We start from the raw sequence: 12614 nt of genomic DNA, 5'->3' as shown, positions 1-12614 counted from the left end.
AGCTCCCCCTAATTTCCAATCTTCTCCCCGGTCCGCCGGGGCGTTTTGTGAGGCGTTTGAAGATATGAAGAAACAGCAGACCAGCTCCGCCGCCGTCCAGGCCCCGCCCCCTCAGAGCAGGCGGCCCGTCTCCCCTGTCCGCACTGACCCGGAGCAGGGACTCACCTCCGCCCAGGCGGCGGAGCGGGCCGCGGCGGGGTATGCCAATACGCCGGTGGAGGCCCCCACCAAAACGGAGAAGCAGATTATCCGGGAGAATGTGTTCACCTTTTTCAACCTGATTTTTGTGGTGCTGGCCGTGTGTCTGGCGGTGGTGGGTGATTTCCGGGACATGCTCTTTCTCCTGATCGCCATTGCCAACACGCTCATCGGCATTGTCCAGGAGATCCGCTCCAAGCACACCATCGACAAGCTCACCCTGCTCTCCGCCCCCAAGGCCACGGCGGTACGGGACGGCAAGGTGATTACCCTGCCGGTGGCCAAGCTGGTGCGGGACGACGTGGTGGTTTTCTCGGCGGGCAGTCAGATCCCGGCGGACGCGGTGATGGTCTCCGGCTCCCTCCAGGTCAACGAGGCACTCATCACCGGCGAGCCGGACGCCATCCCCAAGGCGGCGGGGGACGAGCTGCTGTCGGGCAGCTTTGTGGTAGCGGGCAGCGGCCGGGCGGTGCTCACCCGGGTGGGCGCCGAGTCCTACGCCTCCCGCCTCACCCTGGAGGCCAAAAAGGGCCACGCCCCCCGGCAGTCCGAGATGATGAACTCCCTGGACAAGCTCATCCGGATCATCGGCATCGCCCTTATTCCTATGGGCGTAGCCCTGTTTGTCAAGCAGTACTTCTTTCTGGAGACCGGGATCCGCCACGCCATGACCTCCACGGTGGCCGCCCTCATCGGCATGATCCCCGAGGGGCTCTACCTGCTCACCAGCGTGGCCCTGGCAGTATCTGTGCTCCGTCTGGCCCGGAAGCGGACCCTGGTCCACGACATGAGCTCCATTGAGACTCTGGCCCGGGTGGATGTGCTCTGCGTGGACAAAACAGGCACCATCACCGAACCGGGCATGGCGGTGGCCGGCCTGGTGCCCCTGGACGAGGAGCTCTTTCCCGTCCGGACGGTAGAAGCCGCCCTCAATGCCTTCTATTCCGCCGCCGATGCCGACAACGACACCGCCAAAGCCCTCAGGGCCCGGTTTTCCGGCAAGTCGGTATGGAAGGCGGAAAAAGTAATCCCCTTTACCTCGGCCACCAAGTGGAGCGCCGTTACCTTTGTTGGCCACGGCACCTATGTGGTGGGCGCGCCGGAATTTGTCATGGGCCGGCGTTACGCCGACCTGAAGGAGACGGTGGAGGAGTACTCGGGCAAGGGGGAGCGGGTGCTCCTGCTGGCCAAACACGAAGGCCCCATCACCGGCGGCCATCTCACCGGAAAGCTCTCCCCCATGTCCCTTATCCGCATTGCCAATAAAATCCGCCCCGAGGCCCCCGACACCTTCCGCTACTTTGCCCAGCAGGGAGTGGCGGTAAAGGTCATCTCAGGGGACAACCCGGTCACTGTTTCCCAGGTGGCCCTCCAGGCGGGCATCCAGGGGGCGGAGCAGTATGTGGACGCCGCCACCCTCAAGTCGGACGCGGACATCGCTCAGGCGGTGGAGCAGTACACCGTATTTGGCCGGGTGACCCCCAGCCAGAAGCGGAAATTCGTCCAGGCCCTGAAAAAAGCGGGCCATACAGTGGCCATGACAGGGGACGGCGTCAACGACGTTCTGGCCCTGAAGGACGCCGACTGCGGCATCGCCATGGCCTCGGGGGCGGACGCCGCCTGTCAGGCCGCACACCTGGTGCTGCTGGACTCCAATTTCGCCTCCATGCCCCAGGTGGTGCTGGAGGGCCGCCGCGTGATCAACAACATCCAGCGGGCCGCCTCCCTTTTCCTGGTGAAGAATATTTTCTCCTTTCTCCTGTCCCTCATCACCATCTTCGCCACCGCCATGCCCTACCCCTTTGTTCCTCTCCAGCTCTCTCTCATCTCCGCCCTCACCATCGGCGCCCCCTCCTTCTTCCTGGCCCTGGAACCCAACCGGGCCATCGTCAAGGGCCGGTTCCTTCCCAATGTGATGAAGCAGGCCTGCCCCGGCGGCCTGACCAACCTGTTCCTGGTCCTGGGGGCGGAGGCCTTTGCCTACGCCTTTGGATTTTCCACGCAGTCCCTGTCCACTGTCTCCGCTATGCTTATGGCCTTCAACGGTCTTATCGTCCTCTTCTACGTGTGCCGCCCCTTTGACTGGAAGCGAAAGGTGCTGTGGGGCGCCATGACCGTATCCATGGTGGTGTGCGTGGTGCAGCTGGGCTCCTTCTTCTCCCTGGAGCCCCTGACCCTTCAGACCGGATTGGTGTTCTCCGTGCTGCTGCTGCTGGCCGTGCCCTGCCAAAAGGCGGTGCTCAAGGCGATGGAGCTGTGCACCCTGGTATACAGAGCCTTTGCTGCCCGGCTGCGGGCCCGCAGCCGCCTCCGGGTGCTGCCTGAGGACGTATAACCCCTGTAACGCAAAAAAGGAAGCCGCCGCGGCGGCTTCCTTTTTTTATTCCGCATACCCAAACAGCCCCCGGACGGACACGTCCCCGGCATTGACGGTCTCCCGGGTGCCGTCCTCCCGGCGGACGATAAGGGAGAAGTCGCCGGCCAGTTCCTCGGCCACGCCGGTGAAGGTCTCGCTGCCCCGGAGGACCCGCACCTGCTTTCCCAGAGTGAGACAGTCCCTGCGGTAGCGCTCATACCAGCTGTCCCGCCGGTCAGGGAAATCCCGATACATATTGTCCAGGGCCCGCAGCAGGGCGACGGCCAGATCGGTGCGGCGGGGCGCCTTCCCCAGAGCCTGGGCCAGGGAGATGGCCACCGGAGCGGCCCCGGGGCCGAAGTCGGCCGCCTGCTGGCTGACGTTAATGCCAATGCCCACCACTGCATACTGGAGGCGGGCGCTCTCCCCCTCCATGCCTAGTTCTGTGAGAATGCCGCACAGCTTCCGCCCCTCCAGCACCAAATCGTTGGTCCACTTGATGCCCGGCCGGACGCCGCAGACCTCCTCTACTCCGTCGCACACCGCCACCGCCGTCCAGGCGGTCAGCTGGGGCAACTGGTCCAGGGTGCACTCGGGCCGCAGCAGCACAGAGCAGTACAGCCCCTTTCCCGACGGGGACTCAAACTCCCGCCCCCGGCGGCCCCGGCCGCCGGTCTGTCCGTCGGCGAACACCGCCAGGCCCTCAGCCCTGCCCGCCAGGGCCTGCCGTTTCACCTCGCTGTTGGTGGAATCCACAGTGGGCAGACATAGAAGTTCCCGGCCCACCAGGCAGCCGTTCAGGCCGCCGGACAGCGCGCCGGCGCTGAGCAGGTCGGGCGCTTCCACCAGCCGGTAGCCCCGGTTGGTGGCGGAGGAGATGACATACCCCTCCTGCCGGAGGGCCTCCACCGCCTTCCACACCGCCGCCCGGGACACCCCCAGGCGTCTGCTCATAGCCTCCCCCGACAGGGGGCTCTCCCCCTGCTTCAGCAGGGCCAGCACCTCATCCCGCAGCACAGCCCTCTCCCCTTTCCTGTTTTGTGTTCCATTGTATCCCCCTCATCCTCTCCCGTCAACCGCAATTGTAACCCTCTTTCAAAAATCAGTTGACAATCCTCCAATTGTAAACTATTCTATTTTATGAGTTTACAATCATCCCGAACCTCTGCCGGGAGAGAGGAGCACATTATGAAGACAAGAAATTTGGTTCTCACCGGAATCATGGCCGCCCTGCTGGCCGTCTGCGCCTGGATCTCCGTCCCCACCACGGTGCCCTTCACCCTCCAGACCATGGGGGTATTCCTGGCGGTTGGCCTGCTGGGCGGAAAGCTGGGCTCTCTGGCGGTGGGGGTATACCTGCTGCTGGGGGCGGCGGGCCTGCCCGTGTTCTCCCACTTCACCGGCGGCATCGGGGCCCTCATCGGCACCACCGGCGGCTATCTGCTGGGCTTTCTTCTCATCGCCCTGGTAATGTGGGCCGCCGAATCCCTGCTGGGCAGGGGGCCTCTGGTCTACCTGACCTCCGCCGTCATTGGTCTGGCGGCGTGCTACCTGTTCGGCTCGCTGTGGTTCCTGTACCTCTACTCCGCCGGCGGCGCTTCGGCCGATATGCTGACCGTGCTGGGCTGGTGCGTGTTCCCCTTCATCCTGCCCGATCTTGTCAAGCTGGCCCTGGCCTTTGCCCTCTCCCGGCGCATAGCCCCCGCCCTGTCCAGACAGCGGACCTGACCGGGCATATCCTGTCCCCCTCCCCCATATAGATAGTGCAGAGACTGAAAGGGAGGGACGTACCATGCCCTATGAGGAAAAATCCATCCGTACCGACGCGCCCCACCACCTGATTCTGGAGGGCCGGGAGCAGCTCTCGGTCTCCGGGGTGGAGGAGGTTGAGAGCTTTGACGAGACCCAGATTGTCATGTACACCACCAAGGGGACGCTGATTGTCCGGGGCGGCGGGCTGCACATTGAGAAGCTGAGCCTGGACGGAGGGGACCTGAAGGTGGAGGGGGAGATTGACTCCCTCGCCTATGAGGACGGCGGCCGGGACAAGGGCGGCCTGTTCTCCCGGCTGTTCCGCTGAGGGGCCGGACCGTGGAAATCTCAGTGGCTGGGCAGGCCTTTGCCCTTCTGTCCGCTTTGGCGCTGGGCGTCCTGGTGGGCCTGCTCTACGACCTGTTCCGGGTGCTCCGGGTACGGGTGCGCCTGCCCCTGCTGGGGGGTGCGCTGGACCTGCTGTTCTGGCTGGCGGTAACGGTCTCCCTCTTTGTGTTCACCATCAGCCTGGGGGGCGGCCGGGTCCGCCTCTTCCATATCGGCGCCATCTTTCTGGGCGCGGCCGGGTACTTCCTCCTGCTCAGCCGCTGGGCCCTGAAACTGGGCTATCTGCTGGCCGACGCGGCAGGTTTTTTGTGGCGTTTTCTCCTCCTGCCGGCCACGGCGATAAAAGCTCTGTGTAAAAAAATTAAAAAACTTGCGAAAAATCACTTTCATTATAAGCGGAGATGGTATAAAATAAGGCACATACCCGAAGAGATGGCGCAAGCTGCCCGCAGGCGGGCGGCGCGCGGAGAAGGAGGAGCCGGATATGAAGGTCAAACGTGCGGGACTGCTCACCAAGATCGTCGTACTGGCGCTCCTCATCGGCTTGGCCATCGCCCTGCTGGATCTGCGGAGCCGGCTGGAGGACGCTCAGGCCCAGAAAGCCGTGCTCACCGCCCAGGTGGACGCCCAGACTCAGGTCAACGCCGACCTGTCCGACGCCGTGGAAAACAGCGATGACCCCAAGCGGCAGCAGGATATTGCGCGGAACTCCCTGGGTCTTGTGCTTCCCGGCGAGAAGATCCTGCGGATCACCGAGTAGCGCATCCTTCCGGGTGAATTTTGAAGGAGGATATATCGGTCAGTATGGAGTTTGGTGTTGGTTCTATCCTGGAGGGTAAGGTTACAGGTCTTACGAAGTTTGGCGCGTTCGTGTCTCTGCCCGAGGGCAAATCTGGCCTCGTGCACATTTCCGAGATCGCCTATTCCTATGTGAATGACGTCAAGGACTACTTAAAAGAGGGTCAGGAGGTCAAGGTCAAGGTCATCGGCATTGACGAGAACGGCCGCATCAACCTCTCCATTAAGAAGGCAATGGATCCTCCTCCCCGCCCCGCCGGCCAGGGCCGGTCCGCGGGCGGCGCCCGTCCCGCTGGAGGCGGGCGGTCCGGCGGCTTTGGCCGGGGCCCTGCGGCCTCTCGCGAGCCCGCCAGCTTTGAGGACAAGCTCAAGCAGTTTATGCAGGCCTCGGACAGCAAGCTCTCCGAGCTCCACTACACGGAGAAGCGGAGCAGCAACCGCCGCGGCGGCCGGAAATAAGCGCTCAGCATCCGCGCAGCCTGTCGAACCCGGTGGTTCGGCAGGCTGCTTTTTCTTCCCTCCGGCGCAGCATTTCATGCGCATATGGGTCTGCCCCGGCCCCGGCGCCCAGCCTTATGGCTGCGCCGCCGGAATCGGCCCGGGGCCGGGCGCCGGGCGCTTCCACGGCAAAAAAAGAACGCCCGGTTCCGGGCGTCCAAGGTGCGCGGGAGAATGGAATGAGTTCCCTTGCTGGAATTGAGATGGATTGCATATTGGATGAGCTGCAAACATAATATAACTTATTTTCCTATATTTGTCAAACACTACTTTTGTCGAAAGGACGGGATTTCTTTGCTGATTACCAACGGAATTCTGCACACCATGGACGGCCCGGTTATTGAGGGCGGCTTTGTCCATGTGGAGGGAGGCAAGATTGCGGCGGTTGGACCCATGTCCGACCTGCCGGCGGGAATTGAGGGCCCGGTAGTGGACGCGGCGGGCCGCCATGTCTGCCCCGGCCTGGTGGACGCCCACTGCCACCTGGGACTCTTCGGCGACGCGGTAGGCTTTGAGTCAGACGACGGCAACGAGTCCACCGACCCCTGCACCCCCCACCTGCGGGCCATTGACGCGGTCAACGCCCTGGACCGCTGCTTTGCCGACGCCCGTGCCGGCGGCGTCACCTGTGTGCTCACCGGTCCGGGCAGCGCCAACCCCATTGCCGGCCAGTTCGCCGCCCTCAAGACCAGCGGCCGTTGGGTGGACCAGATGATTGTGGCCGCCCCAGCGGCCATGAAGTTCGCCCTGGGAGAGAACCCCAAGAACGTGTACAACGACCGGAAGGAGACGCCCATCACCCGGATGGCCACCGCCGCCATCATCCGGGAGAACCTGTCCAAGGCCCTGGAGTACATGGATAAGCAGAACAAGGCCGACGAGGACCCGGAGGCGGAGGTTCCCGCCTTTGACGCCAAGCTGGAGGCCCTGGTTCCCGTTCTGAAGGGCACCCTGCCCGTCCACTGCCACGCCCACCGGGCGGACGACATCGCCACCGCCGTGCGGCTTGCAAAGGAATTCGGCGTGCACCTGGTGGTGGTCCACGGCACTGAGGCCTACCGCATCCCCGACCTGCTGGCCCAGGAGGGGATTCCTGTCATCACCGGTCCCTGCCTCACCGACCGGAGCAAGCCGGAGCTGGGTGGCCAGAACCAGGAGAACCCGGTGATCCTGGCCAAAGCCGGAGTGAAGGTGGCCATCTGCACCGACCACCCGGTCATCCCGGTCCAGTACCTGCCTGTCTGCGCTGCTATGGCCGTACGCGCCGGTATGGACGAGGAGGCCGCCCTGGCGGCCATTACCATCAACCCGGCGGTCATTGCCGGAATTGCCGACCGGGTGGGCTCTCTCACCCCCGGCAAGGACGCCGACATTGTCCTCTCTACCGGCCACCCCCTGGACTGGAAGAGCAAGGTGGAGCAGGTGTACATCGGCGGGGTCCAGGTGGTCTGAACAGGAGGGGCATAGGATGCGAGAAATCCGGTTTGATGACATTGCAGCCGCCGTGCGGGACGCCTGCATCCGGGCCAACACCGTGCTGCCCGGCGACCTGTGCACGGCCATCCGCGCCGCGGAGGAGACGGAAGAATCCCCGGTGGGCCGGGCCATCCTGGGCGACCTGGAGGAGAACTTCACCTTTGCCGCCCAGCGCGGCCTGCCCATCTGTCAGGACACAGGCATGGCGGTGGTCTTTCTGGAGCTGGGCCAGGAGGCCCATATCACCGGCGGACTGCTGGAGGACGCGGTGAACGAGGGCGTCCGCCGGGGCTATCTGGAAGGTTCCCTCCGGTGCTCGGTGGTGGGGGACCCACTCCGCCGGGAGAACACCGGGGACAACACCCCTGCCGTCCAGTACCTGCGCCTCACTGAGGGCGACCGGCTCACCATCACCGTGGCCCCCAAGGGCTTCGGCAGCGAGAACATGACCCGGCTGAAGATGTTCACCCCCGCCGCCGGGCGTCAGGAGATTTTGGACTTTATCGTGGAGTCGGTGTCCCTGGCCGGGTCCAACCCCTGCCCGCCGGTGGTGGTGGGGGTGGGCCTTGGCGGCACCTCCGACCGGGCGGCCCTGCTGGCCAAGCGGGCTCTGCTCCGCAGCGTGGACACCCGCAGCGCCGACCCCTTCTACGCAGAGATGGAAGCAGAGGCCCTGGAGCGCATCAACGCCCTGGGCATCGGCCCCCAGGGGCTGGGCGGTCGCACTACCGCGCTGTCGGTGGCCATCCTGCCCGCCCCCACCCATATCGCGGGCCTGCCCTGCTGCGTGAACCTAGGCTGCCACGTCACCCGCCACGCCAGCGTAACACTCTGATTGATTTTGTCCGTTGTTCACAAATTGTTGTAGCTTTTTCCTTCGAGTGTGGTATAATTGAGACAAGGAAGCCGGACCACTCCGCTTCCAATGAGTGCCCTCCCCAAAGGGCGGAAGGAGCTGACAACTATGAAGTTCGTGTTCACAGACAAGAAGGTCAACCTGCCCCGCAAGGTGCATGCCTATGCCGAGAAGAAGGTGGGCAAGCTGGACCGTTATTTTAAGGCGGACGCGGAGGCCGCCATCGTCTTCAGCGTGGAAAAGGACCGCAACAACGTGGAGCTGACCATCCGCTCCGCCGGCACCATCATCCGCGTGTCCGAGAGTACCTCTGATATGTTTGCCACCATCGACGCCGCCGTGGCCTCTGTGGAGCGCCAGCTGCGCAAGAATAAAGCCCGCCTGGAGAAGCGCCTGCGTCAGGACGCCTTTGTCCGCTCCGTGGACGAGGAGGAGCTCTCCTCCTTTGTCCCCGACACCGAGGAAGAGGAGTTCCACATTGTCCGCACCAAGAAGTTCCCCATCCGTCCCATGAGTGTGGAGGAGGCCATTCTCCAGATGAACCTGGTGGACCACACCTTCTTCGCCTTCCGTGACGCCGACGCCGACGGCTCCTTCGCCGTGGTGTACAAGCGCAACGACGGCGGCTACGGCCTTATCGTGGACGAGCCGTAACAGCAGTATACAGCGAGGCGGCCGCCCTTCCGGGCGGCCGCCTCTTTTTGTTTCCTCTCTGTCTCATCCAAAAGCGGCGGCCATGCCATCCGCGTCCATGGGGTACCACTCCGGCTCGGCCTTGGCCTCCTGCGCCTCAGAAGCGGACCAGAAAGCCGCCTCGTCCGCCGGCGTGCCGTCCACTACATAGCGTTCGCCCAGGCAGTAGGTGACATTCTCCTTCTCGTACGCCGTAGAGGTCAGCGATGTGATGCGGGCATACCCCCAGTCGAACGCGCCGCTGGAGTAGTGGAAGGTCCCGTCCGCCCTCAGATCGCTCATGCTCCGCAGTCCGAAGCCCCGGGCATAGAGCCCGTCCCCCTCCCGGAACAGCACCACGGTGCACTCATCATATGCCTCTCCCATCCACACCTTCAAAACCAGCTCCTCCTCGCCGTCCCCGTCCAGATCCAGCAGGGCAAAGGCGGTGGGCTGGGCCTGGATGCTCTCGTCAGGCGTGAAAATCCAGGAGATGGTGGACAGCTCCAGTATCTGGCCGCTGGCGGCGTCCCGGAAGGAACCCCGCCCCTTCAGGATGTCCTCCCAAGTCGCCGCCTGCCCGGGCGGAGTGCTGTACTCCTTGAGAATCAGGTCGTAGGCCTCCTGAGGGGTGACTCCGTCCAGGTCATACCGCACCAGCACGTTTTCGCTCTCGTAGTAGACAGAGAAGTTTCCACGCCAGCCGTCCACGTCGCCGCTGTCGCCGTCCACCCAGCGCATCCGGGCGGCAATGACCTGGGCCGTCACGTCCTCAATGGCGAACACCGGGTTGTCAAACTCCTGCCGGTACTCCTCGGGCACCGAGTCGGAATATGGGGTGGCGTAGAGGCTCATGTCGTACTTCTCCCGGTCCGCCGGGTCGGTGAGGGTGAAGTCGCCCCAGGTGCCGGCGTCCAGGATGTCGATGGAGATACTGGTGTAGTACCCCGACCAGTTGAGGGTCAGGTAATCCCGGTCCCGGCCCCACTCCCGCCAGGCCCCCTCAAAGGTAAAGCCGTCGGGCACGTACAGCGGGACGTAGGCTCCGAATTTTTCGTCATCCATGGCCTCCTCCCAGGTGAGCATCTTCTTCCCCCAGTCGGGCACGTCGCCGTCATAGACCAGCAGGCTGTCCAGGTGCAGCTTTGTGCCCGCAAAGGTGTTGGCCGCCTGGGTGCACAGGTACTCGGCGTTCTCCTCCTCCACCTGCCGGGCCTCAAAGCTCAGCCCCGCGTTCCCCGACATCATGGTAATCTCATAGATATAGCCCATCTCCCCGCTGCCGTCCCATCCGTACCGGCCGCCCTTGCTGCCGTAGATCATGACGCCGTTGATCTCGGTGGCGGTCTGATCGGGGTCAATCATATCGGTCAAGGGATAATCCCCCGGCCGGACCGTGAGGGTGAAGCCGTTGCGGCTGTTGCTCCGGCTGACGCCGTTGAGCCAAAGCTGCCACAGGTTTCCCTCCCCGTCGTAGACGGCCTTTCCGGTGATGTCGTACCCCACCCAGTACAGGGACCAGGGGGCATCCTCCGCCCCGGGACCACCCAGCAGCTCCACCATCTGCGCCCGGGTCAGCTGCTCCTCAAACCAGCCGTCCGGGTAGGCGATGGAGGCGCAGATCTCAGGAGCATCTCCGTACTCCACCCCCTGGATGTTAAAGCTGCTGTGGGGCTGTCCGTCAAAGGGGTCCACGGGGGAGAGGACGTATTCGCTGTCCCGGTCCGCCGCAATGGGTTCCGTGTCCTCCGGGGCGGGGTCAGTGGCCTCAGGCCCGGCGGTATTCTGTCCGCCGGGGATCTCCTCCAGCATCTGGCTTGGGCCGGTGTCCCCGCCGGGCAGGCCCGTCAGGCGCCATATTCCAAAGGCCGCCGCGCATACCAGCGCCAGGCAGGCCGCCGCGGTCAGCCACCGGGCGGGGGAGGGCCGCCGGGCCGGCCGCCCTTTTCCCGCCAGGGCGTCCATCAGGGCCCGATGTTCCTCCGGGCTCAGCTTCACCCGGTTCATATAAGAACGGTAGTGTTCCATGCTCTGCTCCTTTCACTCGGTATCCGCCAGAAGGTTTCTGAGTTTCTGCCTGGCCCGGGCGAGCCGGGACCGGACGGTTCCCTCGCTCTGGCCGGTCATGGCGGCAATCTCCGGCGTGCTGTACCCCTCGTAGTAGTAGAGGTGGACCGCCGCCCTGTCCCTGGGGGGCAGGGCCAGCACCGCCTCCAGCACGGCCTCCTCCTCCGGCTCGGGGGCGGGCAGGCCCTCGCTGAGGGCCGTGCGCCGCCTGCGCCAGGGTGAGCGGAGCCGGCTCCTGCAGCCGTTCACCGTCACCCGGATGAGCCACGCCTTCTCGTGCTCCGGGCTTTCAAACTCCGGAGCCTTTTCCAGATACTTCACAAATGCGTCCTGCACCGCGTCCTGGGCCTCGTGGGCATCCCCCAGGATGGCCAGGGCGGAGCGGTACAGGGTGTTCTCGTACTTCCTTACTGTCTCTTCCAACCGGTTGGGGTTCATTCCCGTCCCCCCTTTCACCTTATATACGCTTTGGCGCGGCCAAACGCTGCGCCTTCAGTCCAGCTTTTTCCGCCGGAATTCTATTCCTCCGCCGGCGGCTTTGTGCTATACTGGGTTTATCCCTTGTGACCTGTCCCGGTTTCCGGGTTTTGATACTGATATGAGGAGATTATCGCACATGGACAATCAGGATCTGCGGCTGGCCGTGCTTATCGACGCGGACAACGCCCCCCGTTCCGCCCTGCGGGACATTATGGCCGAGGCGGCAGTGTACGGCACGCCTACGGTCAAGCGCATCTACGGCGACTGGACCACTCCCAACATGGCCTCCTGGAAGCCCCTGCTGCTGGAACACGCCATCACCCCTATCCAGCAGTACAGCTACACCACCGGCAAGAACGCCACCGACTCGGCCATGATCATCGACGCCATGGACCTGCTCTACTCGGGCCGGTGCGACGGATTCGTGCTGGTGTCCAGCGACAGCGACTTCACCCGCCTGGCCACCCGGCTGCGAGAGGCGGGCATGAAGGTGTACGGCATGGGGGAGAAAAAGACCCCTCTGCCCTTTATCGTGGCCTGCGACAAGTTTATCTACATCGAGGTCATCCGTGCCGCCGGGGAGAAGGCCCGGCAGGAGGCTCTGGCGGCGTCCGCCCCTGAGCCGGAGCCTGCTCCGGAGCCGGAAAAGGAGAGCCAGGCCCCCAAGAAGCCGGCCAAAAAGGCGGCCAAGAAGAAGGCTGCTCCCACCCAGGCCCAGCCCCCTGAGCCGGAGGAGATCGCCGGCGTGCCCCGGGCTGTGGTGGATCTCATTGCCGACTCCCTGGAGAGCATCGCCGATGAGGACGGCTACGGCTTTATGGGCAAGCTGGGCAACCTGCTGCTGAAAAAGCAGCCCGACTTTGACCCCCGGAACTACGGCTACTCCAAGCTGACTCAGCTGGTGAAGGCCCTGGACCGGTTTGAGGTGGTCTACCGCCAGACCAGCGCCGATGACCCCACCAAGCATGTATACCTGCGGGACAAAAGCAGAAAATAATTGCGTTTTGTATTTCTGCACCGGCGGCAGTCCCCCCGAAAAAGTCACAACCTCCGGCTAAGCCGGAGGCTTGATTAAGCCCTATAAGGGCATAATACAGACAATACCCCTAAAGG

The 12614-nt window shown here is 64.0% G+C and carries 12 protein-coding genes and 1 pseudogene; 10 read left to right on the top strand and 3 right to left on the bottom strand.

The features are described 5' to 3' along the window. Nucleotides 1–64 precede the first annotated feature (64 nt). A complete protein-coding gene (locus tag Q0K06_RS07045; RefSeq protein WP_294550449.1) occupies nucleotides 65–2533 on the top strand; it encodes a cation-translocating P-type ATPase in 2469 nt (822 codons plus the stop codon). A 45-nt stretch (nucleotides 2534–2578) separates the two neighbouring features. Here Q0K06_RS07045 and Q0K06_RS07040 read toward each other — a convergent pair whose 3' ends face one another. Further along, nucleotides 2579–3571, bottom strand: coding sequence for a biotin--[acetyl-CoA-carboxylase] ligase (locus tag Q0K06_RS07040; protein ID WP_294550447.1), 993 nt, complete (start codon nucleotides 3569–3571; stop codon nucleotides 2579–2581). Nucleotides 3572–3742: 171 nt separating this feature from the next. Here Q0K06_RS07040 and Q0K06_RS07035 point away from each other — a divergent pair, with 171 nt between their 5' ends. From Q0K06_RS07035 to raiA, 8 genes and pseudogenes are all read left to right on the top strand, one after another. Further along, the gene (locus Q0K06_RS07035) at nucleotides 3743–4282 is read left to right on the top strand and encodes a biotin transporter BioY (RefSeq protein ID WP_294550445.1); all 540 of its coding nucleotides are present in this window, start codon (nucleotides 3743–3745) and stop codon (nucleotides 4280–4282) included. A gap of 64 nt (nucleotides 4283–4346) precedes the next feature. Next, a complete protein-coding gene (yabP, locus tag Q0K06_RS07030) occupies nucleotides 4347–4634 on the top strand; it encodes a sporulation protein YabP (RefSeq protein WP_294550443.1) in 288 nt (95 codons plus the stop codon). Between the two features lie 11 nt (nucleotides 4635–4645). Then, nucleotides 4646–4858, top strand: a pseudogene (yabQ, locus tag Q0K06_RS13925) (spore cortex biosynthesis protein YabQ); the annotation flags it as partial. 280 nt (nucleotides 4859–5138) lie between these two features. Then, nucleotides 5139–5414 (top strand): septum formation initiator family protein, encoded by a 276-nt coding sequence (locus Q0K06_RS07020; protein ID WP_294550438.1) that lies wholly within the window; start codon nucleotides 5139–5141, stop codon nucleotides 5412–5414. Nucleotides 5415–5458: 44 nt separating this feature from the next. Beyond that, the gene (locus Q0K06_RS07015; protein WP_294550436.1) at nucleotides 5459–5911 is read left to right on the top strand and encodes a S1 RNA-binding domain-containing protein; all 453 of its coding nucleotides are present in this window, start codon (nucleotides 5459–5461) and stop codon (nucleotides 5909–5911) included. Between the two features lie 333 nt (nucleotides 5912–6244). After that, on the top strand, nucleotides 6245–7402 hold the full coding sequence (locus Q0K06_RS07010; protein ID WP_294550434.1) for an amidohydrolase: 1158 nt from the start codon (nucleotides 6245–6247) through the stop codon (nucleotides 7400–7402). A gap of 16 nt (nucleotides 7403–7418) precedes the next feature. Beyond that, entirely contained in the window at nucleotides 7419–8261 is an 843-nt protein-coding gene (locus tag Q0K06_RS07005) for a fumarate hydratase (RefSeq protein WP_294550432.1), read from the top strand. Between the two features lie 129 nt (nucleotides 8262–8390). Beyond that, a complete protein-coding gene (gene raiA, locus Q0K06_RS07000; RefSeq protein WP_294550430.1) occupies nucleotides 8391–8936 on the top strand; it encodes a ribosome-associated translation inhibitor RaiA in 546 nt (181 codons plus the stop codon). Nucleotides 8937–8999: 63 nt separating this feature from the next. On the opposite strand, the gene Q0K06_RS06995 is transcribed toward raiA, so the two are convergent. Further along, the gene (locus Q0K06_RS06995; RefSeq protein ID WP_294550428.1) at nucleotides 9000–10982 is read right to left on the bottom strand and encodes a hypothetical protein; all 1983 of its coding nucleotides are present in this window, start codon (nucleotides 10980–10982) and stop codon (nucleotides 9000–9002) included. Nucleotides 10983–10994: 12 nt separating this feature from the next. Continuing rightward, nucleotides 10995–11459: a sigma-70 family RNA polymerase sigma factor gene (locus Q0K06_RS06990; RefSeq protein WP_294550427.1), complete on the bottom strand. Its 465-nt coding sequence runs from the start codon at nucleotides 11457–11459 to the stop codon at nucleotides 10995–10997. Between the two features lie 178 nt (nucleotides 11460–11637). On the opposite strand from Q0K06_RS06990, the gene Q0K06_RS06985 reads away from it, so the two are divergent. Next, nucleotides 11638–12498: an NYN domain-containing protein gene (locus tag Q0K06_RS06985; RefSeq protein WP_294550425.1), complete on the top strand. Its 861-nt coding sequence runs from the start codon at nucleotides 11638–11640 to the stop codon at nucleotides 12496–12498. Nucleotides 12499–12614: the final 116 nt, after the last annotated feature.

The sequence above is a fragment of the uncultured Pseudoflavonifractor sp. genome, assembly GCF_944387805.1.
In the GTDB taxonomy this organism is placed as follows: Bacteria; Bacillota; Clostridia; order Oscillospirales; family Oscillospiraceae; genus Pseudoflavonifractor.
Note: the sequence above shows the minus strand (reverse complement) of the source record. Positions and strands in the feature narration are given on the sequence as shown.